Origin of the sequence: Prochlorococcus marinus CUG1416 (genome assembly GCF_017695965.1) — a bacterium.
Taxonomy (GTDB): Bacteria; Cyanobacteriota; Cyanobacteriia; order PCC-6307; family Cyanobiaceae; genus Prochlorococcus_A.
Genome location: NZ_JAAORM010000002.1, coordinates 239,901 through 265,426 on the forward strand (window position 1 = coordinate 239,901; position 25,526 = coordinate 265,426).

General features: G+C 32.0%; 26 protein-coding genes. 15 read left to right on the plus strand and 11 right to left on the minus strand.

The genetic code is table 11. From position 1 onward, the window contains the following. Nucleotides 1–29: 29 nt before the first annotated feature. On the minus strand, nt 30–1,358 hold the full coding sequence (locus HA146_RS02670) for a histidine phosphatase family protein (protein ID WP_209108029.1): 1,329 nt from the start codon (nt 1,356–1,358) through the stop codon (nt 30–32). A gap of 117 nt (nt 1,359–1,475) precedes the next feature. Here HA146_RS02670 and HA146_RS02675 point away from each other — a divergent pair, with 117 nt between their 5' ends. The 4 genes from HA146_RS02675 (at nt 1,476) to tal (ending at nt 6,193) form a co-directional block, all read left to right on the plus strand. Beyond that, nucleotides 1,476–2,837 carry a CPBP family intramembrane glutamic endopeptidase gene (locus HA146_RS02675; RefSeq protein ID WP_209108030.1) on the plus strand — a complete coding sequence of 454 codons (1,362 nt, stop codon included), beginning with the start codon at nt 1,476–1,478 and terminating at the stop codon, nt 2,835–2,837. A gap of 84 nt (nt 2,838–2,921) precedes the next feature. Then, the gene (locus HA146_RS02680) at nt 2,922–3,350 is read left to right on the plus strand and encodes a hypothetical protein (protein WP_209108031.1); all 429 of its coding nucleotides are present in this window, start codon (nt 2,922–2,924) and stop codon (nt 3,348–3,350) included. Beyond that, entirely contained in the window at nt 3,350–5,101 is a 1,752-nt protein-coding gene (locus tag HA146_RS02685) for a peptidoglycan D,D-transpeptidase FtsI family protein (protein WP_209108032.1), read from the plus strand. Before HA146_RS02680 ends, HA146_RS02685 begins: the two co-directional genes overlap by 1 nt. 90 nt (nt 5,102–5,191) lie before the next feature. Then, nucleotides 5,192–6,193, plus strand: coding sequence for a transaldolase (gene tal / locus HA146_RS02690; RefSeq protein ID WP_209108033.1), 1,002 nt, complete (start codon nt 5,192–5,194; stop codon nt 6,191–6,193). Nucleotides 6,194–6,217: 24 nt separating this feature from the next. Here the strand turns inward: tal and HA146_RS02695 are convergent, their stop codons facing one another. From HA146_RS02695 to HA146_RS02715, 5 genes are all read right to left on the minus strand, one after another. After that, on the minus strand, nt 6,218–7,351 hold the full coding sequence (locus HA146_RS02695; RefSeq protein WP_209108034.1) for an NAD(P)/FAD-dependent oxidoreductase: 1,134 nt from the start codon (nt 7,349–7,351) through the stop codon (nt 6,218–6,220). Continuing rightward, on the minus strand, nt 7,348–7,896 hold the full coding sequence (gene frr / locus HA146_RS02700; RefSeq protein ID WP_209108035.1) for a ribosome recycling factor: 549 nt from the start codon (nt 7,894–7,896) through the stop codon (nt 7,348–7,350). The genes HA146_RS02695 and frr overlap by 4 nt, the downstream gene beginning before the upstream one ends. Before the next feature lie 22 nt (nt 7,897–7,918). Next, nucleotides 7,919–8,623, minus strand: coding sequence for a UMP kinase (gene pyrH, locus HA146_RS02705; RefSeq protein ID WP_209108036.1), 705 nt, complete (start codon nt 8,621–8,623; stop codon nt 7,919–7,921). Between the two features lie 126 nt (nt 8,624–8,749). Continuing rightward, nucleotides 8,750–9,442 carry a cob(I)yrinic acid a,c-diamide adenosyltransferase gene (gene cobO, locus HA146_RS02710; protein WP_209108037.1) on the minus strand — a complete coding sequence of 231 codons (693 nt, stop codon included), beginning with the start codon at nt 9,440–9,442 and terminating at the stop codon, nt 8,750–8,752. Nucleotides 9,443–9,475: 33 nt separating this feature from the next. After that, on the minus strand, nt 9,476–10,645 hold the full coding sequence (locus HA146_RS02715; RefSeq protein ID WP_209108038.1) for a site-specific integrase: 1,170 nt from the start codon (nt 10,643–10,645) through the stop codon (nt 9,476–9,478). 65 nt (nt 10,646–10,710) lie between these two features. On the opposite strand from HA146_RS02715, the gene hemH reads away from it, so the two are divergent. The 3 genes from hemH (at nt 10,711) to HA146_RS02730 (ending at nt 14,201) form a co-directional block, all read left to right on the plus strand. Next, entirely contained in the window at nt 10,711–11,886 is a 1,176-nt protein-coding gene (gene hemH, locus HA146_RS02720; protein ID WP_209108039.1) for a ferrochelatase, read from the plus strand. Between the two features lie 135 nt (nt 11,887–12,021). Further along, entirely contained in the window at nt 12,022–13,785 is a 1,764-nt protein-coding gene (gene ilvB, locus HA146_RS02725) for a biosynthetic-type acetolactate synthase large subunit (protein WP_209108040.1), read from the plus strand. 65 nt (nt 13,786–13,850) lie between these two features. Next, the gene (locus tag HA146_RS02730) at nt 13,851–14,201 is read left to right on the plus strand and encodes a hypothetical protein (protein ID WP_209108041.1); all 351 of its coding nucleotides are present in this window, start codon (nt 13,851–13,853) and stop codon (nt 14,199–14,201) included. Nucleotides 14,202–14,207: 6 nt separating this feature from the next. Here the strand turns inward: HA146_RS02730 and pgeF are convergent, their stop codons facing one another. Genes pgeF through HA146_RS02745 form a run of 3 tightly spaced genes read right to left on the minus strand, consistent with a single transcriptional unit; the run spans nt 14,208 to nt 17,118 of the window. After that, complete coding sequence (gene pgeF, locus HA146_RS02735; RefSeq protein ID WP_348535276.1) at nt 14,208–14,990, minus strand: peptidoglycan editing factor PgeF; 783 nt, start codon at nt 14,988–14,990, stop codon at nt 14,208–14,210. A 14-nt stretch (nt 14,991–15,004) separates the two neighbouring features. Beyond that, nucleotides 15,005–15,907 carry a Tab2 family RNA-binding protein gene (locus HA146_RS02740; protein ID WP_209108042.1) on the minus strand — a complete coding sequence of 301 codons (903 nt, stop codon included), beginning with the start codon at nt 15,905–15,907 and terminating at the stop codon, nt 15,005–15,007. Next, entirely contained in the window at nt 15,904–17,118 is a 1,215-nt protein-coding gene (locus HA146_RS02745) for a S1 RNA-binding domain-containing protein (RefSeq protein WP_209108043.1), read from the minus strand. The genes HA146_RS02740 and HA146_RS02745 overlap by 4 nt, the downstream gene beginning before the upstream one ends. Before the next feature lie 66 nt (nt 17,119–17,184). Here HA146_RS02745 and HA146_RS02750 point away from each other — a divergent pair, with 66 nt between their 5' ends. The 6 genes from HA146_RS02750 to folE all read left to right on the plus strand — a co-directional run bounded on the left by HA146_RS02750 (nt 17,185) and on the right by folE (nt 22,577). Next, nucleotides 17,185–17,979: a creatininase family protein gene (locus tag HA146_RS02750; protein ID WP_209108044.1), complete on the plus strand. Its 795-nt coding sequence runs from the start codon at nt 17,185–17,187 to the stop codon at nt 17,977–17,979. 110 nt (nt 17,980–18,089) lie between these two features. Beyond that, nucleotides 18,090–18,818: an aldehyde oxygenase (deformylating) gene (locus HA146_RS02755; protein WP_209108045.1), complete on the plus strand. Its 729-nt coding sequence runs from the start codon at nt 18,090–18,092 to the stop codon at nt 18,816–18,818. Nucleotides 18,819–18,925: 107 nt separating this feature from the next. After that, nucleotides 18,926–19,966: a long-chain acyl-[acyl-carrier-protein] reductase gene (locus tag HA146_RS02760; RefSeq protein WP_209108046.1), complete on the plus strand. Its 1,041-nt coding sequence runs from the start codon at nt 18,926–18,928 to the stop codon at nt 19,964–19,966. A gap of 3 nt (nt 19,967–19,969) precedes the next feature. Further along, a complete protein-coding gene (locus HA146_RS02765; protein ID WP_209108047.1) occupies nt 19,970–20,977 on the plus strand; it encodes an acetyl-CoA carboxylase carboxyltransferase subunit alpha in 1,008 nt (335 codons plus the stop codon). Beyond that, nucleotides 20,952–21,686 (plus strand): SDR family oxidoreductase, encoded by a 735-nt coding sequence (locus HA146_RS02770; protein ID WP_209108048.1) that lies wholly within the window; start codon nt 20,952–20,954, stop codon nt 21,684–21,686. Before HA146_RS02765 ends, HA146_RS02770 begins: the two co-directional genes overlap by 26 nt. A gap of 150 nt (nt 21,687–21,836) precedes the next feature. After that, complete coding sequence (gene folE, locus HA146_RS02775; RefSeq protein WP_209108049.1) at nt 21,837–22,577, plus strand: GTP cyclohydrolase I; 741 nt, start codon at nt 21,837–21,839, stop codon at nt 22,575–22,577. Here the strand turns inward: folE and HA146_RS02780 are convergent. Continuing rightward, nucleotides 22,574–23,230, minus strand: coding sequence for a phosphoribosylanthranilate isomerase (locus HA146_RS02780; protein WP_209108050.1), 657 nt, complete (start codon nt 23,228–23,230; stop codon nt 22,574–22,576). The two genes, folE and HA146_RS02780, sit on opposite strands and share 4 nt — an antisense overlap. 55 nt (nt 23,231–23,285) lie before the next feature. On the opposite strand from HA146_RS02780, the gene HA146_RS02785 reads away from it, so the two are divergent. Next, nucleotides 23,286–24,509, plus strand: coding sequence for a site-2 protease family protein (locus HA146_RS02785; RefSeq protein WP_209108051.1), 1,224 nt, complete (start codon nt 23,286–23,288; stop codon nt 24,507–24,509). Between the two features lie 9 nt (nt 24,510–24,518). On the opposite strand, the gene HA146_RS02790 is transcribed toward HA146_RS02785, so the two are convergent. After that, the gene (locus HA146_RS02790) at nt 24,519–25,262 is read right to left on the minus strand and encodes a lipoyl protein ligase domain-containing protein (RefSeq protein WP_209108052.1); all 744 of its coding nucleotides are present in this window, start codon (nt 25,260–25,262) and stop codon (nt 24,519–24,521) included. 101 nt (nt 25,263–25,363) lie between these two features. On the opposite strand from HA146_RS02790, the gene psaM reads away from it, so the two are divergent. Beyond that, nucleotides 25,364–25,468, plus strand: a complete 105-nt coding sequence (gene psaM / locus HA146_RS02795; RefSeq protein ID WP_025887817.1) for a photosystem I reaction center subunit XII — start codon at nt 25,364–25,366, stop codon at nt 25,466–25,468. The last annotated feature ends 58 nt before the right edge of the window (nt 25,469–25,526 follow it).

The window sequence follows — 25,526 nt, forward strand, 5'->3', positions numbered from 1 at the left end:
GAAAATAATTTTTTAAAAATCGTTTTAAATTAAAGTGCTCCAGAAGCAGTTGAATCAATTATCCCTCCAAGATGTGTTGTGATGTTTAGAGCACTAATCACTGGGGGTTTACTGGGATCCTTAAAAAGGTCAATTATAGTTATTCCTCCATTACCTTGTTTTATCATCCAAATATTTGAATAATTAATCCCAAGGATATTGCAGATGAGTGTTTTATTGACTGCATCATGTGCAACTAGAAGGCATAGATCATTATCTTTTTGAGATAAACAAATTTTGTCAAAAGCTTCTATCGACCTTTCTGATACATCTTTTATAGATTCGCCTTCAGGCATTATTACTTCTTGAGGATTGTCATGCCAATTTTTTAGTAAAACAGGCCACTTTTCTCTAATTTCTTCCTCCAGTTTACCCTCCCATAATCCGTGATTAATTTCTAAAAGTGAATCTATTTTTTCTATTTTTAAATCTTTGTTATTTTGAAGAATTATTTGTGCGGTCTCGTATGGCCTATGCATTGAACTTGAAAATGCCTTATTGAAAGAAATATTTCTCAAATATTCAGAAGTCTTACTCGCTTGATCTTTACCGTTTTCGTTTAAAGGTATATCAATTTGGCCTTGGAATCTACCTTCTTTGTTCCAATTTGTTTCACCATGCCTTATTAGAAATATTCTTGAATCTCCAATTTGATTAGGAATATTTTTATTAAGATGAGATGTTTGATTTAAACATTCAAGTTGCGTCTTAAACGAGTTTTCTTTCCTTGAAATATTGAGAATTGAGAAAGAAGCATTTTCTAGTCTTATTTTTCTAAACCCTTGGTTAGGCTTGCCCAATAACAAAAGGATTAAACATCTTAGAATCGCATTATGTCCAACTATTAAAATGTTTGCATCATCTTTGTCTAAATAAATTCTCAAAATATCTTCTACAAAATTATTTGCTTGATCAAATAACTCTTTAATTGGTTTATAAGTTTTATTGTCATTTCTTTTTAAAATTAGATTTTCTGGATCATTTTTCCATATTGGATAAATTTCTGGAAATTTGTTTTTTATTTCATCAATTTTCAGACCAGACCATTCACTAAGGTCTACCTCTAACAAATTATTATCAAAGATAATTTCTTGTTCTTTATTGAAGCTCTTTTTAATAGTTTTTGCAGTCTCTGCAGCTCTCACAAGAGGGGATGAATAAATTTTATCGAAGTTTATTTTTGATAATGCTTTTCCTGCTTTGAGTGCTTGTTCGTATCCTTCCTGTGTTAATAATGAATCATCTGTCCTACCTTGAATTAATCCTTTTGCATTGAAACTACTTAGCCCATGTCTAACTAAAACTAATCTTATAGTCATTATATAAATTTGAAAATAATAATAATTTAATCATCTCACGGCGTGATAAAAATAGGTATATCAATAATAAGAAATTTCAACGATAACTAACTATAATTTTTAACTTTATAATGAATTATGATCTTTAAAAATATTTCTAAGTCAAAAATTACTTTAGCTTTTATTTCTATAGTCATAACTTTCTTTGTATGGCAGCAAGGATTAAGAGATAGTTTAAATAGACCATCTGTCTCATTTGATATTAGTCAAAAAGAGCAAGAAATTGCTGAATTATCGGACCAATCAATACCTGTAAACCTTAAAAAATTTTTTATCATTAATGATCCTGTTGATCAAATAAATAAATCACTATCTGAGGTCTCATTTGAAGAACTAACAGAAAGAAATAAATTAATTCGAATAATTACTTCAGAATCAAATGATCCTATAATCTATAAAAATATTTCTAAAGATTTTGAAAATAGAAACTATAAATCTCTGATTGATGAGATAGAAAAAAGATCCAATAATCATTCATATAAACCAAATCCTGATAAATTTGATTTTTTTAAAAGTGATAGATTTTTATATCACCTTTTAAGCCGGAAATTTGATTTTGACGATAGTTCATTAATAACAAAATCATTTTCAAGCAAAATGTTTTTAAAAATATTAGCCATCAGACTAATACCACTTTTAACAATACTTATTGGCTCTATTCTGGCTTTAAAAATATTATGGACTTCTATATCTTTGAAAAAGTTTGGTTGGCAAGAAATTAAATCCTTAGATCTAGAGTTAATAGATATGGTTTTATTAATTGCAGGTGGATTTGTTGTTTTAGGAGAAGTTATATCACCTTTGTTTTCTATCAGTTTGGTTGAACTTTTTTCTAAAAATATCTCTAATGAATTGTCTCAATCTTTAAAAATATTCTTTGGATATCTTTTTATGGCTATTCCGCCATTAGGGATAGTTTATTTCCAAATTAAATCTTTGAATGGCGAATTTACTTTTAAAAAGGATTATTTACAGTTCAATTTCTTCCCAATAAAATATGCAACTATTCAGGGAATTAAAGGTTGGTTAACAATCGTTCCTTTTGTTTTATTGATTTCTCTAATTATGAATAGTCTGATAGACAATCAGAATGGTAGTAACCCTTTGCTGGAAATTGTTCTTAATAATAATAATTACTTATCATTTTTTCTATTATTTGTAACAACAACTCTATTAGCTCCTCTATTTGAGGAGATTATATTTCGCGGTATTTTATTACCAACTCTTTCAAGAGATTTTGGAGTAATTTCGGGCATCATAGTTTCAGCTTTTATCTTTGCATTAGCCCATTTAAGTTTGGGAGAAATGCCTCCATTATTTGTTCTAGGAATAGGACTAGGAATTACAAGAATTGCTTCAGGAAGCTTGCTTTCTTCTGTAATTATGCACTCTTTATGGAATGGTTTGACTTTCTTTAATTTGTTCTTATTGAGGACATAAAGAATTAAATTTTTTACTTGCGAATCAAACAAAAAGATGTTTATTTAATTAATAACACTTCTTTTATTTACAAATAAATCATAGATGAAACCTTATGGGAATCAACTTAATTTAAAAAAAAAAGTTTCATATGAAAGTAAAAAAAATTCTGAAAAAATATTAATAATTAATATCAAATTAATACATAAAATTTTCGACACCATTAATATCTCTCTTTTGGTATTAATTTTCACCTTATTTTTCTTATCTTTTAATAGTCAAAGAAAATGGTCAAATACATATACAAACTTATCTAAAACAAGAGCTATCAATAACAATCTCATTGATTATATTTCTAAAATTGAGGAATTTTATATTAGTGAACTTGAGTCTCTCAATATTTATAGAAATACTAAGCCTGAAGATTTAATCTATCTAGATAAACTTCCAGAAAAAAAGGAAAGTTTATTTAAGAAAAATTTAAGTAGTTTCATTGAAGGTTTTAGCGATAGCAAATATCAAAGGGGATATTGATGAAAAAATACAAAAACATTGTTCGTCTAACACCACTTGATCAAAGAAGATTTAAATTCCTCTATATTTTTAGCTTACTATTAATATTTTGTTTGTTTGGTAGGTTAGTTAAATTGCAAGTCTTTAATGCCTCTGATTTGCAGAGGAAAGCTAGATTAATACAGTCTTCTAAAACTAACGCCTTAAAAAAAAGGAGAGCAATTGTTGATAGAAATAATAGACTAATTGCTTACGATAAACCGCTCTATAAATTATGGGCCCATCCAAAATATTTTAATTTTCCTGGTGATTCAATTAATAGAGTTCGCAGTATTGAAGAAGTTACAGAAAAATTGTCACCCATATTGGATATAAATGGTGAAATACTCTTGAGTAAATTTAATAATAAAATGAGTGGTATCAAGATTTTGGATAAAATTTCCGAAGAAAAGGCAGAAAAGATTAAGAACCTTCAAATAAGCGGACTGGATTTGTTTAAATATTCGCAGAGATATTATCCACAAAGGGAGCTTTACTCTAATCTTGTCGGTTTTGTTAATGATGAGAATATAGCTTCAGCAGGTTTAGAGCTTTATTTAGATAATCAAATTAAAGTTTTTAATAAAAGTAATTCAGTAAAAAGAGGAGGAGATGGGACTCCTCTCCCGGATAATTCGGCCCCAGGTGATTTTATTTCTGATTACAAAAGTTTAGGCCTAACTATAGATTCTAAATTACAGAAAGCGTCATTCAATGCATTATCAAAGCAAGTAAGCAAATGGAAAGCAAAGAAGGGATTTGCCATAGTTATGGATGTTAATAATGGTAGTATTCTCTCCTTGGTTACAGTCCCGACGTACGATCCAAATAAATTTTGGCAGTATGATTCTGGACTCTTTAGGGGTTGGTATTCTCAAGATTTATTTGAGCCTGGTTCAACTTTTAAACCTATTAATCTTGCCTTAGCTTTAGAAGAAAAAGTAATCCAGAAAGATGGAGTAGTTGAAGATATTGGGAAAATTAATGTTGGAGGATGGACACTTTCTAATTGGGATAAAAAAGGTAATGGATACATTGACTATCCAAAAGTTTTGCAGGTTTCAAGTAATGTTGGGATGGTAAAAATAATGCAAAATTTAGACCCAACAATTTATTGGGATTGGCTAAAAAATTTAGGTATAAATAAAAATTTAGAGACTGACTTATTTGAATCAACTGCTGGCCAACTAAAGAGAAAAGATTTATTTGTAAATCAATCAATTGAGCCCGCGGTAGCTTCTTTTGGTAAAGGTTTCTCAATCTCGCCACTTAAATTGCTTCAACTTCATGCGGCTCTAGCAAATGGGGGCTTTGAAGTAAATCCTCATGTGACCTCAACTTTCAAAGAAAGATTTAATAAAAATCCAAAAAAACAGTTTTTTTCACAGGAGGTTTCTAAAACTGTTCTTGCATGGATGGAGAGCGTAGTTGATAAAGGTAGTGGATCTGGAGTAAAAATCGAGGGTTATAGGATAGCTGGGAAAACGGGCACTTCTCAAAAAGCCTTAAATGGTTCGTATACAAGCAAAAAAGTTTGTAGTTTTGTCGCGACCTTACCAGTTAATGATCCAAAATATGCTGTCCTTGTAGTCATTGATGAGCCATCTAAATCATATGCATATGGTTCAACCGTCGCGGTACCAGTAGCGAAAGAAATTATCGAGAGTTTGATAGTAATTGAAAAAATACCTCCCAAGATTAAAGATCATGGAATGATTGTTAAAAAACCCTAAAATTTTCCAATTTTATAAATATTTAGTTCATTATTTGATGATTTCATCAGGAATAAAAGCTAGTTTATATATATACATGATTTTCTAGATATGAAATCAATTTTAGAACAATTGTCCTCAATGACCGTTGTTGTTGCTGATACTGGAGATTTAGATTCGATAAAAAAGTTTCAACCAAGAGACGCCACCACCAATCCATCGCTAATACTTTCTGCTGCCAAGAATCCTGATTATGTGAAATTAATTGATAAAGCTTTAGAAAGTTCAGAAAATTCATTGGCTCAAGGATTCTCCGAAATTGAATTAATTAAAGAAACTGTTGACCAAGTTTCAGTATTTTTTGGAAAAGAAATATTGAAAATTATTTCAGGGCGCGTATCTACAGAAGTTGATGCAAGATTGAGTTTTGACACCGAAGCTACCGTAGAAAAAGCGAGAAAATTGATCAATCTTTACAAAGATTTTGGAATTGAAAAGGAAAGAATTTTGATTAAGATTGCTGCAACTTGGGAAGGAATTAAGGCGGCTGAAATTTTGGAAAAAGAGGGTATTAAGTGCAACTTAACTTTACTTTTTAACTTCTGCCAAGCGGTAACTTGTGCTAATGCAAAGATAACTCTAATTTCTCCGTTCGTTGGCCGTATATTGGATTGGCATAAAGCAAAAACTGGTAAAACTAGTTTTGTTGGTGCTGAAGACCCTGGTGTTATTTCGGTTACACAAATATACACGTACTTTAAAGAAAAGGGATTCAAGACAGAAGTAATGGGAGCTAGTTTTAGAAATCTTGATGAAATAAAAGAATTAGCAGGTTGCGATCTTTTAACAATCGCACCAAAATTTCTTGAGGAACTGAAAAAAGAAAAAGGAGAGTTAGTTAGAAAATTAGATGTAAGTACCCAAATAAATAATTCTGTTGACTACGCATTTGAAGAAAAAGATTTCAGATTAAGTATGTTAGAAGATCAAATGGCAAGTGAAAAGCTTAGTGAAGGTATTACTGGATTCAGTAAGGCTATAGAAGAATTGGAAGAGCTGCTACTTAAGAGATATTCAGAAATCAAAAATCATAAATTGATTTCTGCTAACTAAATTTAAGTTTGAATTTAAAAAGAATTAAGCCTTACTTTGTGTTAAGAGCCTTCTGATAACTCTTTTTGCAATATCTTCATAACTCATTTCTCCTGATAATATTTGAGCAATACGTTTAGGAGCTGTTTTCCTTTTGATACCTAATTGGTATCCAGTTCTAGGGAATCTATAAAACACCTGTGCTATTCTCCGCCCCCAAGCCATTGATTTCCCCCAAATGTGGTTAATTTTTTTCGTATAAAGATTTAAATCATCTACTTTTCCTGATAGGCACTGATCTATGAATTCTGCAGCATAAAAACTGCTAATTAAAGATGGTCTAATTCCTTCAGCTAAAAATGGATCACATAGAGATGCTGCATCTCCAACGGCTAAAACTTTGTCACCATTAATTGAGTGGAAGCCATTCCATATTCTCAGTTTCTTACTAATTGTTTTATGAGGAAAATCATTAAAACCGAAGCTTCTGATAACTTGTTTATTTATAGCCTGATTTTCTAAAAGACCATTATTTATAAAAGTACCTAAACCAATATTTAAGCTTTCTCTTAAGGGGAATGCCCATGCAAAGCCATATTTAATAAATCCAAACTCAAATCTAACTGAATCTCTAGGAATTGTGCCTAAACCTTTTAATCTTAGTGAGATTGTGTTCGCAAATTTTGGTTTTCTTGGCCCTAAATTGAAATATCCTGCCCATTTAGACTGTGAACCGTCTGCAATAACAAGAAATTCAGATACATATATACATTTATTATCACAAGTAATTTCCCATCTATCATTTTTTTTTATGATTTTTTTTACTAATACTGGTCTTATTATTTGAACTCCATTACTCAAGGACTCATCAAGTAATAATTGATCAAGTGTCTCTCTTTTAATAATCCAAAAAGGGGATTCACCAGTAAGATCAGCAATCACATTATCTGAAGCTTTCCATCTGAATTCAACATTTTTAATTTTTGATTCTATGGAATCTGTAATGTCTAAAGGGAGAAATTTTTGCATTGAAGATGCTATTCCCCCAGCACATGGTTTGAAATCTTGGGATTTTTCTTTTTCAATAATTAGAACTGAATAACCTTTTGTTGATAGGTTAAGAGCGGTGGAAGATCCTGATAAGCCTCCGCCAATTATTACGACATCAAATCCTTTCAAACTTTTAGAATTTCCTTCTCTTTCTCAGACAATTTAGTTTCTATTAAAGCAATAAATTTATCAGTAATTTTTTGAATTTCAGATTGATTATCTCTGGATTCGTCCATGGAAATAAGACTATCTTTTTCGTCTTTTTTTTCTTTATCAACAGCATCCCTTCTAATATTCCTCAAAGCTACTTTTCCTTCCTCAGCATACTTGGAGGCTAATTTACAAAATTCTTTTCTTCTTTCCTCTGTTAAAGGAGGAACATTTATTCTTATTACTTTCCCATCATTATTTGGAGTAATACCTAAGTCGCTCATCGAGATAGATTTTTCTATCGCTTGTAAACATGAAATATCGAACGGTTGTATTGAAATTGTTTGTGAATCAATAGTACTAATTGTCGCAAGTGATTTGATTGGTGTTTCTGCTCCATAGTACTCAACACTTATTCTGTCTAGCAATGAAGCATTGGCTCTACCAGTTCTTATAGTATTAAAGTTTCTTTGCGTGGCTTCAATACTTTTTTTCATATTTTCTTGAATTTCTTGTTCTTTCATAATTAAAAAATTTAAATAAGCTTTAACTAATTAAAGAGCCTATAGACTCCCCAGAAACAGCTCTAGAGACGTTCCCTTTTTTGAATATATCAAATACCATAATTGGGATATTATTATCTTTGCAAAGCGCTATTGCAGTACTGTCCATTACTGCAATTTCATCACTTAGAACTTGTTGATAACTAAGAGACGAATATTTTTTTGCGTCTTGAAATTTATTAGGATCACAATCGTATACTCCATCAACTTTAGTTGCCTTCATGACAACTTCAGCGTTTATCTCTGCTGCCCTCAGAGCTGCTGTAGTGTCAGTTGTAAAAAATGGATTCCCACATCCACCTCCAAAAACTACAACTCTACCTTTTTCTAGGTGCCTCATAGCTCTTCTTCTTATATAAGGTTCTGCAATTTCCTGCATTTCTATTGCAGTTTGAACTCTGGTTGCTACTCCTACTCTTTCAAGGCCATCTTGAAGTGAGATCGCATTCATTACTGTTGCAAGCATCCCTACATAATCAGCCGTAGCTCTATCCATCCCATCTGCAGAACCTTTAAGCCCCCTAAAGATGTTCCCACCCCCAACAACTATTGCAAGTTGTACATTATTTTCTACTACTTTTGAAACGTCTTCTGCAATTGACTGAACTATAGCAGGATCAATACCATAAGGCTTTTCACCCATTAGTGCTTCACCACTAAGTTTTAAGAGAACTCTTTTGTAAGTCATTCAATAATTATACTTTTAAGACCTTAGCAAGTAAATGTACCGAATTTATTTTTTATTCAGATATTGCTTGCGTCTTTAAACATTTCTAGACCTTCCTAAAGAAAATTAAATAAACATTTGTTTTAGCTAGAACTCAACACACTTTTGTGCTTTTATTCCTTGTTCTTTGAAAGGATGTCTTATTAGTTTCATTTCTGTAACTAGATCAGCGAAATTAATAATTGAATCAGATGCCCCCCTTCCAGTTAAAACAATATGATTTTTTCTATTTTTTAAGCTTTTTAAAAAAGTGATTATTTCTTCTGAAGCAAGATAGCCAAGTTTTGTAGCTATATTTATTTCATCAAGGATTATAAGTTTATAAGATTCATTTTTTATATATTTCTTGGCTAGTTGCCATGCTTCTTGAACTAATTTCTCATCTCTAATTCTATCTTGTGTTTCCCAAGTAAATCCTTCTCCTAATGAATGCCAAGATATGTTTGAAGACAAGTTTTTAAGTGCTTTTTCTTCCCCAGTGGTCCAACCACCTTTAATAAATTGAATGATTGCGACTTTATAACCGTGCCCTATTGTCCTCAAGGCCATCCCTAAAGATGCAGTTGTTTTACCCTTGCCATTCCCTGTAAAAACAATTAATAATCCTTTTTTGCTATTTCTAATTTGTAGTCTTTCAGCTTGGATATCTTTTCTTTGCTGCATTCTTTTTTTATATGAGCTCTCATCGCTCTCTGGGGATAGTTTGCCTCCTATCCCAACTTCTTTAGCTTGATTATCAAGGTTGAATATTTTTTCGGAGGATAAATCTTCTTCTTTCATATAACTCTAATTTTATGTAGTGATTATAAATCTTTAATTAATTTTGGCTCTGTTAACTTTTAAAATTGCATTATTAACTGCCTGTTGTTGATCTCTTTTAGTAATCCAGTGGTGATAAGTTTGAGTATGTAGGCTAACTGAATGTCCCATCATTCTGGCAGCCACAGTATCAGGTAAATCATAAAAAATTGTTCTTACAGCCCAAGCATGCCGAAGATCATAAGGTTTTATTTTTAAAGAGTAACGCTTAAACTGATCTGTTATTTTTTTTCCAATATTTTGTAAGGTTGTAATTTTAAGATCTCTATTAATATTTGGAAGTAGTTGTGGATTTTCACCAAGTTTTGATAACTCGAACTTTTCTACCCATTCGGGATGGAACGGCCAAACTTGATGTTCCCCTGTTTTCGTCGTAGGTAAAACTCTAATAATTTTGTCCCCGAAATTTGTTAGAGAATTTAAATCACAAAAAAACACTTCATGATTTCTTAAGCCATATGTCGCCATCAGACCAAAAACAAATTTCCAAGATTTGTTTGGTATTTGCTCCCAAAGTTTCTCTATTACCTCATCTGTAGGGAGATCTCTAAACCCTGCTTTATTTAGGCCATATCCTTTAGAATTTAATTTCCAATTTACTGGAAGTTTAATGTCCAAAAACTTAGCCAAAACACTAAGTGAAGTGGCGCATTGTTTCCTACTTCTACTTCCCTCCTTATAACTTTCAAGAGTTTTTTGAAATATATTTTCTAAATCTTCATTTTCATCGTGATTATAAATATTAAGGATTCTTTTCAGATAGGGCTTATAAGAGCTTCTCCAAGTAGTTTTTCTAGTGCTGCTTAGATATTCATTTTTTCTTTCTTTAAAAAAAGATTCCTCAAATTGATTTAATCTATTTGGGAATTCAAAGTCATTTTTTATTTCCTTTTTATTAGATTTACTTATCCAATTAATCCAGTCAAATTGATTTAATTCCAGTTGCAAATTGATTAATTGTAATTTCTTTTTAGCCTCTTCTAATCCAGAAATATCAGCCTTTATACCAAGAGATATTCTTTGAACTTTAAAGTTGTTTTTATCTTCTTTAGAAGGTAGTGAACCTCTAATATTTAATTTCTCGCCCCTTTTCTCAATTCTAAGCTTGCTGCCTTGAGTAGCAAATTTATCATTGACATTATTAATTTCCTGAATTACGTTCATTTACTTATATAATTGTCCTAATAATGACGTTTTTAATGTTGATTTTCAATCTCCATAAATCTTAAATGGCTAAAATAGGCGTCTTATTAATGAATTTAGGAGGGCCTGAACGCATTGCCGATGTAGGCCCATTCTTATATAATCTTTTTTCTGATCCAGAGATAATCAGGACACCTTTCCCCGCTGTTCAAAAACCTTTAGCTTGGCTAATTAGTACGCTTCGGAGTACTACTTCACAGCAGGCTTATCTTTCTATAGGTGGAGGATCACCCATCAGAAGGATAACTGAACAACAAGCAAGAGAATTGCAATCTAAATTAAGGGATAATGGTGTAAATGCTACTACTTATATAGCTATGAGGTATTGGCATCCTTTTACTGAATCAGCAATTGCAGATATGAAAGCAGATGATGTAGATCAAATTGTTGTACTACCTTTATATCCTCATTTTTCAATAAGTACAAGTGGTTCAAGCTTTAGGGAATTAAAAAAATTGCGAGATTCAGATAATGACTTTAAGAAAATCCCAATGAGATGTGTAAGAAGTTGGTTCAGTCAATCAGGATATTTAAAGTCAATGGTTGAATTGATTTCCGAACAAGTCTCACTTTGTGAATCACCTTCAAATGCGCATATATTTTTTACTGCTCATGGAGTTCCTAAGAGTTATGTAGAGGAAGCTGGAGACCCTTATAAACAACAAATTGAAGATTGTTCATTATTGATAATAAATGAGTTGGAAAAATATTTAGGGCATAGTAATCCGCATACACTCTCTTATCAAAGTAGAGTTGGCCCGGTTGAATGGTTGAAGCCTTATACAGAAGAAGTGTTAGCTGATCTTGGGAGGTCAAATGTTAATGATCTTATTGTCGTTCCAATAAGTTTTGTTGGAGAGCATATTGAAACATTGCAAGAAATTGACATTGAGTATAAAGAAATTGCCGAAAAAGCTGGTATCAAAAACTTTCGAAGAGTAAAGGCTCTAAATACTCATCCTACTTTTATTGAGGGTCTTAGTGATCTAGTAGTTTCTTGTTTGGAAGGACCTTTAATTGATATTGAGGAAGCTTCTCAGTTGCCTGAAAAAGTTAAACTTTACCCCCAAGAGAAATGGCAATGGGGTTGGAATAATAGCTCAGAGGTGTGGAATGGAAGGGTTGCTATGATTGTTTTTTTAGTACTTTTTATTGAACTAATTTCAGGTTCTGGACCATTACATAGGCTAGGAATTCTATAAAGATCAATTTGTATTTACTTATAAAATTTAAATTTATTAATTAATTTTTTGAATAGTATTCTGACATTACATTTCTAAATGAGGCAAAAGTATTTAATTAAGTTTAAAATTTATATTAAATATTGAATTTCTTTAGTGACTCTTACTTCGAGATCCTTGTCAAAGGGTAGTTCAAAAAATGAAAATCCCGTTTGGATAACTGGTGCAGATGCACTAATGGATTCTTTGAAAATTCATGGGGTTAAGGTAATATTTGGTTATCCTGGAGGAGCTATACTACCAATATATGATGCTGTTCATAAAGCAGAACATGATGGTTGGCTAAAACACTATATGGTAAGGCATGAACAAGGAGGTTCTCATGCGGCTGATGGATATGCAAGATCTACTGGTGAAGTAGGGGTATGTTTTGGAACCTCAGGTCCAGGGGCAACAAATTTAGTGACTGGAATTGCCACAGCTCAAATGGATTCTGTTCCTTTAGTAGTAGTTACAGGTCAAGTTCCAAGACCTGCTATAGGGACAGATGCTTTTCAAGAAACTGATATTTTTGGCATAACTCTTCCAATAGTGAAACATTCATGGGTAATAAGAGATCCTTCAGATATCGCGAAAGTAGTTTCTGAAGCTTTTTTTATAGCCTCTTCTGGAAGACCTGGCCCTGTTTTAATTGATATACCAAAAGATGTAGGTCAAGAATTCTTTAATTACAAAAGAGTTTTGCCTGGTGAGATTATTCCAAAAGGATTTAAGAGGAATGGAGATATTAATGACTGCGATATCAAAAAAGCAATTAAATTAATAGAAGATTCTGAAAGACCTCTTCTATATGTTGGTGGTGGGGCAATATCTTCAGGGGCTCATGCTGAAATAAGAACTTTGGCAAAGAATTATCAAATTCCAGTTACAACAACCTTAATGGGTAAAGGTGCTTTTGATGAAAAAGACAATTTATCAGTTGGGATGTTAGGAATGCACGGAACTGCTTACGCAAACTTTGCAGTTACAGAATGTGATCTTTTAATTGCTATTGGAGCTAGATTCGATGATAGGGTTACAGGAAAATTAGATACTTTTGCACCCAATGCAAAGGTAATTCATATAGATATTGATCCAGCAGAAGTTAATAAAAATAGACGAGTAGATGTAGCAATTGTCTCTGACGTTTCAAAAGCTGTTCTCAAAATTAATGAAAAATCTCTTGATAACAAATTCACTTGTCAGACGAAGAACTGGTTAGAAAAAATTGATTTTTGGAAAAATAAACACCCTTTATATGACCCGCCTAAAGAAGGCGAAATTTATCCTCAGGAAGTTCTTTTAAAAGTTAGGGAACTTTCACCTGAATCTTATGTAACTACAGATGTAGGACAACATCAGATGTGGGCTGCTCAATATCTTAGGAATTCTCCAAGAAAATGGATTAGTAGTGCAGGCTTAGGAACTATGGGTTTTGGATTGCCAGCGGCAATTGGAGTGAAAGCAGCCTTACCTAATTCAGATGTAATTTGTATTGCAGGAGATGCAAGTGTCTTAATGAATATTCAAGAATTAGGGACTTTATCTCAATATGGTTTGAAGGTGAAATTGATCATCATAAATAATCGCTGGCAAGGGATGGTAAGACAATGGCAGGAAAGTTTCTACGATGAAAGGTATTCCTCATCTGATATGAGTTGTGGTGAACCTGACTTTGTAAAACTTGCTGAGTCTTTTGGAGTTAAAGGATACTTAATTTCTGATAGAAAACAACTACAGAATGAATTTAAAAATGCGCTTGATCATGATGGACCTGCTTTAATTAATATTCTTGTCAGAAGAGGTGAAAATTGCTATCCAATGGTTCCTCCTGGGAAAAGTAACGCTCAAATGGTTGGATATGTTAATAGTGAAGACTAATTCTTTAAGTACCTTTTTTTTTTAATTAACTATTAAGATGAATCAAAAACTTAAATTTTTCTGAATTGAAAAAATTATCAAAATATTTAATAATAATCTTCTTGATTATTATTAATCCTCTAGTAGTAGACTCGGCTGAAATACTCCAAATTAAAAGTTCAAATACTATTTTGGTAGGAGATCAAAATAGGAACTTAACAATTGGATTATTTTGTGTAGATGTAGATAAAAATGATGAGCTTGAAGCAATTAATTTACTTAAAAGTGAATTTCCAAGGGGAAGCAAAGTGAAAATAAAACCTTTTGGTTTTAAAGAGAATGTTTTGTTAGCCAAAGTTTTTAATATTAAAGGTACTAAGGAGATGGCTAAATTATTAGTTGATAAAGACTTAACCAGAAAAAATTGTCCAAATTAAATATCTCTATGAATGAATAAAATTCCATTGTCTCGAGATTGTCTTGTTCCTTCTCCAGGAATTAAATTCATTTTTTGATTCGTATGTACATAAATTTGAGATATCGATATTTGTATTAGGAATTTTTTCATTCAAAAGTTGCCTATAAGCAAACATCCTAAGATCAAGTTGATTTAAGTTTTGCTCTTTTAAGTTATTTGAATCATTAAAAGAAAAATTTTTTTTAGTTTCAGTCAAATTAACTGTTATTTTTTTATTTTCGGCCTTTTTATAAAATTCTTTCAATGTCTTTTTATCAACTAGATAATGTTCCTTCGATATCGCTGGCCCTATTGCTACAAGTAAGTCATCTCTAGAAGTCCCAAAATTATCGAAAATTTTAACTAGATTTTTTATTATTTTTTTTTCTAAGCCTTTTCTTCCACAATGCAAGGCGGCTACATTTCTTGTTCTTTTATCTGCAAAAAATATTGGCATGCAATCAGCTGTGTAAATCCATAAGTTTTGATTGCATTTATTACCAATAAGACCATCTGCATCAGTCTTACTCCCTTTTTGCGAATTTGATCCAAAAGCTAATATATTACTGTGAATTTGATTAGATACACAATTTACGGAATTTTCATTAAAGTGATTTCCTAATAATTGAAGAAATTTCTCAGAGCTAGACTTTGTAAAGTATGCATGTTGAAAATTATATTGACTAAGAATTGGTGATGAATAGTACTCAAATTTTTTGTTTTGAATGAAAATTTTAGTTTTTGAGAAATATACTTCTTTGTAAGGAATAGCTCCCTCCTAAATTAAATTAATTCAATATCTCTTAAGATCCAGAACCCTGCAAATTTTTCGATGAATGGCGTTGACTGTATGGAAATAAATTGATAGCCAAAAGAATTTTTTTTATTATCTAAAAACTTTGTACTTAAAATGTTTGCATCTTTTTCAGGCAAATCTGTGACTAGCCACTTATCATCTTCTGAAGCTTCAAGAATGAGTTGGTTCTTAATTATGTTTAGTTTAATAGGTTCTAAACAACTGAACCATGCAGAAAGTGCTAATGATCTATCTTTGCTAAAAAGTCTTAATCCAGGTACTAAATTATTATCATCAAATTTTTGGTGAATTGGGAAAATATCTCCAAATTCCATAGGCCAATTTTCCGCTGATTTTAATTCGCCAATTGATATTTCAGCGATAGTTAAAGCATCACCCCTCACTGCTTCTGGTAAAGGTTTAGGTGAGTTTTCCAATTTAGACGTGAAAGTTGGCGCTAGCACACCTCTTACATAGCCATTTTCATTTGGATAAATCTCTTTTTCAAGAAATTCGATTCTATCGAACAAATCGTAAGTTCTTCTACTGACGAGAGCCTCAATGCTATTGGCCTCCAGAGATTTCTTAATGATCGATTTCATTGACGTCCTCCAGAATCTAACTATTGCGGGCTTTGCCCACCCTTCTTTTTTTGCATCATTAATTGCTTCTTTTAGTGCCTTTGTAAGCCATACCGAATTAACTTCATTGGCAGGGCATTTTTTATTCCAAAGAAAAATATCTTCTGTCTTATAATTTCTTTTGGAGCAAATAATTAACTCCCACCTTTTTTTTCCATTTGATTCAATAATTGGTCTTGAGTAAAAGTCTAATTCCCAATCTGAAATTTTTAATTCAAGACTTTGTTCTGTTTCTTTATTTATTTTCATTTATCTTGTTCTTTTTTATCGAAGAGTGCTTTAGTTTTTAGTGCTCTCTCATTGGCTTCTTGCATAACTTTTTGTTTATCAATAATTAATTCTCCCGCTGAGTTCTCTAAGAGTGCTGTATTAAGACCAATTCGCCCTTTTTTAAGATCAATTTCAGATATTAAAGCTTTTATAATTTCCCCTTCTCTAAAAATTTCTCGTAAAGAACGAATCGATCCGTTTGTTAGTGAGGATTGATGAAGAAGTCCACTAGCTCCACCTAAATCAATAAAGAAGCCATATGGTTTTACTGCTAAAACTTCTCCTTCAATTAATTGACCCAATTCTAGACTTGTAAGTTTAGAGACTAATGATGCTTTCTTTTCAGAGAGAACTAATTTTCTGGATTCTGGATTCACCTCAAGAAACGCTACTTTTAGAGTTTTGCCAACAAAAGATTGATAATCTTGACCATCTTCAAGTTGGGATCTTGGGATGAATCCTCTCAATCCATCTACATCACACGTAAGTCCACCTCTATTAAATCCATTAATTAAAACGTCAATTAATTCTCCATTTTTAGCGGAATTTGAAACTTTATCCCAACTTTGCCTGAGAATTAATGCCCGAGCGCTCACTGTTACCATCCCATCAGCATTTTGTTCTTTTATAACCAAAACTTCCAATTCAAGGCCTATAGAGAATTTTTCTTTAAAGTTAGTTATGACGCCCAACCCACATTCTTTTTTTGGCATATAACCAGGTGCTTTCCCACCAATATCAACATATAGGCCATCACTTTCGATTGCTATAACCTTCCCTGAAATTGTTTCTCCCGTAGCACCAATTGGCTCATTTTCATTTAAAGCCTCCAAAAAAGCACTTTCATCAAAATCGAATTCATCAACTGTTCTTTCTAATTGAAAATCGGTGTTTTGCTCAGAAAAATTAAGAGGTCTATTTAAGTCTTGTTGAGAACTATCAAAAGCTTTAGTGTCTTCATTTCTGTCCTCAATTTCTTTTACTGATTCATCTTTAATTATTTGAGGTTTGATTGCGATATTTTCTTTTTGAATTTCTTCTTGCGAATTGTTTTGCTCATTCTGTATTTCTTGAGATTTTTTTTGAGTATCCTTCTTGCTTATGTGAAGTACCTGAAGAGGTTTTTTAAAATCTTTTTTATTGCCCTTTGGTTGGATATTATCTTGGGCATTTTTATTACTGACTCCCATCGTAGGTAAAATAAGAATAATTAATTAATAACATACTCTAAATGTTAGTACTCAAAATTAAAATTAATGAACTTTAAACCAATACCTAATAAATTTGAATATTTAAATTGGCAAGAAATTGAGAGTATTGCAAAAGACAAAAGATCAACAGTGATTTGGCCATTCGGCGCTGTTGAGCAACATGGACCGCATTTGCCCCTTGCTACAGATAGTATTTTTGTTGATGAAATCATTAGCGAAGTTTTTAAATTATTCTCTTCCGATATTCCATTAAAAAAACTTCCAACACAATATATTGGGTTTTCTCCAGAACATAAGGGTTTTGCTGGGACAATTTCACTTTCCTCAAATTTAATAACCTCAATGATTAAGGAAGTCGGAGGTCAATTATCTGAAATGGGTTTTAAAAGATTGATATTGATTAATGGACATGGAGGTCAAATCTCACTACTAAATACAGCTGCAAGAGAGCTAAGAAGTTTTGCACCTGGGATGGCAGTATTCCCTTGTTTCTTATGGAGTGGTGTTAATGGATTAAGTGAATTGTTAACAAAAACTGAGATCGAGGATGGGCTTCATGCTTCTTTAGCTGAAACAAGTTTGATGCTCGCTTTAAAACCAGAATTAGTAGGTGATGATCGTCCTAATGAGGGTATTAAAGGACAGATCCCAGAAGGATGGAGTTTAGAGGGGAATGCGCCTACTGCTTGGCTTACTGATGACTTTAGTAAATCAGGCGTTATAGGGGATAGCAGAGGAGCAAATGAGTCTTTAGGAAAAAATTTAAAGGAATTATTGATTAATCATTGGTTTAAATTGATAATGAATCTGATGCAATCTGATTGGCCAAACAATTCTTAAATAAGTTTAAGTAAAAATGGTACTTAACAATTGAAACTATTTTCATGATATTTAAATAAACTCACTATAATCATGTAATATTCATGCATAATGAGCTAAAGATTACTGACATGCAAACTCTAGAATCAAATAAAAAAACTACTGAAGAATCCACTAATACGATTTCTTTAAATTTGCCCGACTTTACTACAGATTCTTATAAGGATGCATATAGCAGAATAAATGCAATTGTTATAGAGGGAGAGCAAGAGGCTCATGATAATTACATTTCAATAGCAACTTTAATACCAAATGAGTTAGAAGAGTTAACTAAATTGGCGAGAATGGAAATGAAACATAAAAAAGGCTTTACTGCATGTGGGAGGAATTTAGGAGTAGAAGCTGATATGGAATTTGCTAAAAAATTCTTTTCTAAATTACATGGTAATTTTCAAATTGCTCTAGAAAAAGGGAATATAACAACATGTCTTTTAATTCAGGCTATTTTAATCGAAGCATTTGCAATTTCTGCCTATAACGTCTACATAAGAGTTGCAGATCCTTTTGCAAAAAAAATAACAGAGGGAGTGGTTAAAGATGAATATCTTCATTTGAATTATGGTCAAGAGTGGCTTAAAGAGAATCTGTCTACATGTAAAGAGGAATTAATGGAAGCTAATAAGGTTAACCTTCCCTTAATTAAAAAGATGTTAGATGAAGTAGCAGATGATGCATCAGTTTTGGCTATGGATAGAGAAGAATTAATGGAAGAATTTATGATTGCTTACCAAGATACCCTTATGGAAATAGGTCTAGATAATAGAGAAATTGCAAGAATGGCTATGGCAGCTATCGTTTAATTATACTTCTACTCAATTAAGCATTTTAATAATTAATCTTTCTATTTAAGTAGTTACCTCTGTGCTATTCTTCATTACATCGTATAGAAACCATTTATAAATTTTAAATGTTTGGGTTAATAGGCCACTCAACTAGTTTTGAAGATGCAAAAAGAAAAGCTTCTTTACTAGGATTTGATCATATTGCAGATGGCGACCTGGATGTTTGGTGTACAGCTCCTCCTCAATTGGTTGAGAATGTAGAAGTTAAAAGTGCGACTGGAATATCTATTGAAGGTTCTTACATAGATTCTTGCTTTGTTCCTGAAATGCTTTCTAGGTTTAAAACGGCTAGAAGAAAAGTATTAAATGCTATGGAACTAGCTCAGAAAAAAGGTATTAACATTACGGCCTTAGGGGGATTTACTTCTATTATCTTTGAGAATTTTAATCTTCTTCAGCATAAACAAATCAGAAATACTTCATTAGAGTGGGAAAGGTTTACTACTGGTAATACTCATACAGCTTGGGTTATTTGTAAGCAATTAGAAATAAATGCTCCTCGCATCGGGATAGACCTGAAAAAGGCAACTGTTGCTGTAATTGGTGCTACAGGGGATATTGGTAGCGCTGTTTGTAGGTGGCTTATCAATAAAACTGGGATTTCAGAACTACTTATGGTAGCTAGACAACAAGAGCCCTTAAATCTATTACAAAAAGAATTAGATGGTGGCACTATAAAAAGTTTAGATGAAGCATTGCCTCAAGCGGATATTGTTGTATGGGTTGCAAGTATGCCTAAAACTATTGAAATTGAAGTTGATAACTTAAAAAAACCATGTTTAATGATTGACGGTGGATACCCTAAAAATCTTGATGAGAAATTTCAGGGTGAAAATATTCATGTTTTAAAAGGAGGTATAGTAGAGTTTTTCAATGATATTGGTTGGAATATGATGGAACTTGCAGAAATGCAGAACCCTCAGAGAGAGATGTTCGCTTGCTTTGCAGAAGCTATGATTTTAGAATTTGAAAAATGTCATACCAACTTTAGTTGGGGAAGAAATAACATTTCTCTTGAAAAAATGGAATTCATTGGAGCAGCTTCTTTAAAACATGGTTTTTCTGCGATTGGACTTGATAAGCACCCTAAAGTATTAACAGTCTAAATTATGGCTAAACGTTACCTCCTAGATTTTGAAAAGCCTCTTGTTGAACTTGAGAAACAGATAGAGCAAATTAAAGAATTAGCTCGAGATTCAGAAGTGGATGTTAGTCAACAGCTTCTGCAGCTTGAAACTTTAGCTGCCAGGAGAAGAGAAGAGATATTTAAATCACTCACGCCTGCACAAAAGATTCAGGTAGCTAGACATCCTCAAAGACCTAGTACCCTGGACTTTGTTCAAATGTTTTGCGATGACTGGATCGAATTACATGGAGATAGAAATGGAGGCGATGATATGGCACTAATTGGAGGGATAGGTTCGATAAATAATCGACCAGTCTTGATTCTAGGGCATCAGAAAGGAAGAGATACAAAAGAAAATGTAGTAAGAAACTTTGGAATGGCTAAGCCAGGAGGTTATAGAAAAGCTCTTAGATTAATGCAGCATGCTGATAGATTTTCCTTGCCAATCCTTACATTTATTGATACTCCTGGAGCCTATGCAGGATTGACTGCTGAAGAACAGGGACAAGGAGAAGCGATAGCAAGAAACTTAAGGGAGATGTTTGGCTTGAAAGTTCCTATAGTAGCTACTGTCATCGGAGAAGGTGGTTCTGGAGGTGCACTTGGAATAGGTGTTGCTGATAGATTACTAATGTTTGAACACAGTGTTTATACAGTTGCTAGTCCAGAAGCATGTGCATCAATTTTATGGAGAGATGCTGCAAAGGCACCAGAAGCTGCATCAGCACTTAAAATTACAGGTAAAGATTTACTTAGGTTGGGGATAATAGATGAAGTATTACCAGAGCCTTCTGGTGGAAACAATTGGGCTCCTTTAGATGCTGGCAAGACACTAAAGGAGGCTATTGAGAAACACCTTAATGCTTTACTTCAAATGACTAAAGATGAACTCATTGAGGAAAGATACAAAAAATTTAGAGTTTTAGGTAAATTTATCGAAGCAAATAATATTGAAGAGATTTATAGTGAAATTCCCCAAAAAACTGAATAAATTGAAACTCGCTTTTATAACAGGTGCTTCGAAAGGTATTGGAAGATCTACCGCAATTGCTTTTGCCAATGCTGGCTGGGATTTAATTTTACTTTCCAGGAATATGGATTTAATGGAGAAACTAAAGAGTGAACTATTGGCTACTAAATCAAAAATTAACCTTGTTAAATGTGATTTATCTAAGCCTCTAGAAATAGAGCATTGTGTTAAAAGAGCAATTAAGAAATATGGATGCCCTTCAGTTTTAATAAATAATGCCGGTTGCGCATTTAATGGGCCCTTAGTTGAAATGGATTTTGGGCAATGGGAACAAACTATTCAAATTAACCTCACAAGCGTTTTTCAAATTTGCAGCTCGGTTATTCCTCAAATGAGAAAAAATGGTGGTTTAATCATTAATGTTAGTAGCCATGCGTCTTATAATCCATTCCCGCAATGGGGGGCGTATTGTATTTCAAAATCTGCCCTAACTATGTTTACTAAATGCTTGAGGGAGGAAGAGAGATCCAATAAAATCAGAGCATGCACAATAACTTTAGGTTCAGTAAATACACCTCTTTGGGACTCAGAATCAATAAACTCTAATTTTGATAGAACTTCTATGCTCGCCTCAAGCGAGGTATCAGATACTATTCTTTATATGGCACAACAACCTGAATCTCAATTGATTGAAGACTTAACTTTGATGCCTTCTGGAGGGGCTTTTTAAAAATTCTGTTTCTTTTTTGAATCTTTAAAAGGTAATTTTTTTGGAACTATTTGAACCCGATTTAACAAGAGAATGTGATATAGTGTATGAGCAATTACGCTTTTGAAGATACAGTTAATTAAGTTGAATACAATTTTTGTTTAAAATTTTATGACCTCTACATTACCCAACGATAATATTAGAAACTTTGATGACCAGATTACTAATAAGCTAATCTCAGAAATTATAAGAGACAGAATTAAAAATGCTGGCACAAGATTTAGTGCTAATGATAACATCGCAGATTTTATAAATCCTGGAGAACTAGAAATTCTAGAAAAAGAAGTTGCATCAAGAGTTAAAGACTTACTTAAGTCTCTAGTAATAGACGTTGAAAATGATCATAATACTCAAGAGACTGCAGAAAGAGTCTCAAAGATGTATTTAAATGAAGTTTTTAAAGGGAGATATCATGAGCAACCTAAAGTTACAAGTTTCCCAAATGATAAGAATCTTGATGAGATTTATACTGTAGGACCTATTTCTGTTAGATCTGCATGTTCACATCATTTAGTACCAATTCTAGGAGAGTGTTGGATAGGTATTAAACCTGGGAATAAGGTCATAGGACTTTCAAAATTTGCGAGAGTTGCTGATTGGGTTTTTTCAAGACCTCATATTCAAGAAGAAGCTGTAATGATACTTGCAGATGAAATTGAAAGATTGTGTGAGCCTAAAGGTTTAGGCATTATTGTAAAGGCTCAACATTATTGTATGAAATGGAGGGGAGTTAAAGAACCAAATACAAGTATGATTAATTCTGTAGTAAGAGGAGACTTTAGACATGATTTAAGTTTAAAACAAGAATTTTTTGAGCTTGTCAAACAGCAATCCGCTTCTAATAATTACTAATTCAATTTTAAATAATTAATTAAGCTCTCTGTTTTTTTTAGATCTTTTAAACCTGGAGATATTTCAATACTGCTCGAAATGTCTAGTCCATCTGGTTTGATTTCAGTTAAAATTTCATCAATCCATTCAATTGATATTCCACCTGCTAACCACCAAGGTTTACTAAATTGTAGATTCTTTAGATAAAAAGATTTTATTTTTTTTCCTGAACCTCCATAAGTTTCTTTATTCCAAGAATCAAGTAGTATCGCATCTACAAAATCTTCAAAAGGTTTTATTTTATCCAAGTCCTTTTCCGTTCTTATTCTAAAAGCCTTCCATAGTCCAATAGTTGGAATTTTCTTCCTTATTTTTTTGCAGTAATCAATATCTTCATCTCCATGTAACTGAATAATAGTTTCACTTGGGCTGCCCAAGAAATTTTTAATAATTAAATCTATAGGACAATTTTGTACAACAGATATCCTTTCGATTTTCGGATAAACCCTTTCTAAGGTTTGAAAAATCTTTTTCTTAATATCAGCGGATATGTACCTAGGCGACTGTTCAACAGAAATAATGCCGATAGCATTCACTCCTAATTTAGCGATTTGAAGAGCTTGTTCTTCGGAAGTTAGTCCACAAATTTTAACTAAAGTATTAGTCTTGGGCATATCATTATCCTTTATGTAAAATTAATATTATTGCTAAATATAGCGGAGATTATTTTTGAGAAGTTGGCAAATCTTTAAAATATGGGGAATTCCCTTCAAAATTCATCCTTATTGGTTTGCGATTCTCTTTTTATTCTCATGGACTATAAGTAATCAGGTTAATATAACCTCGGGTGATATTTACAATACTAAAGAAGCTTGGATCATAGGATTTTTAACTTCTTTTCTCTTATTATCTTCAATTATTTCTTATGAGGTCTTACATACTTTTGTTTCCCTAAATCAGGGTGTAAAAATAAAAACAATTACTTTTTATTTCCTCGGGGCAATTTTACAAATAGATAAGTATTGTCAAACTGCTTTAGGTAATATAAAAATCGCAATTGTTAGACCTTTATTATGTTTTGCTACAGCATCTGTCCTCCTTTTAATTAGTAATTACAGTGCATCTCAAGAAATAATAGCTATCAATATAATTTCTAGAGTAGGTATATTAAATTTATTTTTAGGCTTTTTAAATTTGATTCCAATTGGTTCTTTAGATGGAGGGAATTTATTAAAAAGTATTATTTGGCATTTCTCAGGGAGTAAAAATAAAGGAAGAAATTTCCTAAATAAAGTAAATTTATCTTTATCTTTTTTAGTTCTAATATTTGGGATAATTCTTTTTTTTAGGTTTAACTTTTACTATGGTTTTATTCTTGCTTTTTTAGGTTTGTTTGGAGTTAATTCTTCAAAATCAGAAAGTCAATTTTTTAAGATTGAAAACATACTTAAATTTAGTAAAGTTTCTGAGCTTAAATTAAAGCCGTTGAGAAAAATTGAATTCGATTCTAATTTCTCAGCATTTAATAAATTAATAAAAAACAATAAGGATTCAGCAGATAAATATTTTTTTGTTACCAATAATGGTAGATGGACTGGTTTTGTTGATGAGAATATTTTAAAAACTGTCTCCATAAAAAAATGGGAACGGAAATTTGTGGGAGATTTCAAGAAACCAATCAATAGTTTTGTAAGTGTATACGCTAATGACAAATTATGGAAAACTATAGAAAGACTTGAAGAAACGAGTGAAGGTTTTATCTTGGTACTCAATGCTGCTGATTTACCTTTGGGGATAATTGATAGGTCTAAGATTGGACACTTTGTATTGAATAAATTGGGTTTTAATTTACCTTCAGAGATCGTAAACAAATTAAATTATAAAAATAATTATCCTTTAGGCATTGAATTGCCAAGAATAATTAATTCAATGAAGCAGAAAGGAGATCTTTAAGAATTCGTGTCATGAAAGTTTTCCAATATTTTTATTATCTATGGCAACATTTTTGAACCTTATATTTGATTTATCCTCTAGGAATGAATTTCTTAAATGATGAACTATTTCATCATTTGTGAGGTCTAGATTTATTTTGGGTGGAGCTTCTTCTTTAAATAACTTGAACCACAAATCTTTTGAAGGATTTGTTTGAATCTCTCCATGTTGAAGAAATGCACTTTTTTTTCGATATTGGGCACTTCCTATCCTCTTAAAACCATCCTGATCAACTAAATCAGAAATCAATGAAGTCCCAAAACAATTAGTTTTTATGGGTGATTTTCGTAAATTGCCATTTTGCAAGTTTAGACCTAATTCTCTAAAACTTTTAACTAACCAATTATTAACCATTTCATAACTTAGTATTTTATAGTAGGTTTTTTTAAATGTTAATGCATATGTTATGCCCCCTGAATGCAAAACAGCTCCCCCTCCAGAGGGACGTCTTATGATGTTAATTTCTTGATTAAATAATAATTGTTCCCAGTGAGGAGGAATTTTCTTTTGGTGATAGCCAATTGAAAGCCAATCGCCAGTCCAATAGTAGAACCTCAATGTGAAAATTATTTCAGGATTTGAAATTGTCTGATCTAGAGAATTTAAATCTAAAGCCATTTGATCAATTCCAGGTAAATTATTTGTCGAAAAAATTAAAGCTTGATTTTCTATTCCCAAAATTAAATTTGTAGGTCTATTTATAATAATTTTCAATTAATTTTTTCTTTCAATTTATTAATTACGTAACATCATTTTGTAATAGTGTGTAAATCTCCTCTTTTAGGTGGAGAATATAAGAAATGTTTTTTTTAACCATGGAGCCAACTCAAACAATAAATTTAATTGCACTAAGCCTCATAGTAGTTATGCATGCAGGAGTTTTAGCACTAAGGCTAGGAATTAGTTTAGGTAGAAACTAAAATCTATTAGAAAATATATATTTTTAAGGTAATAATAAAATTAAGACTGAATAGACTT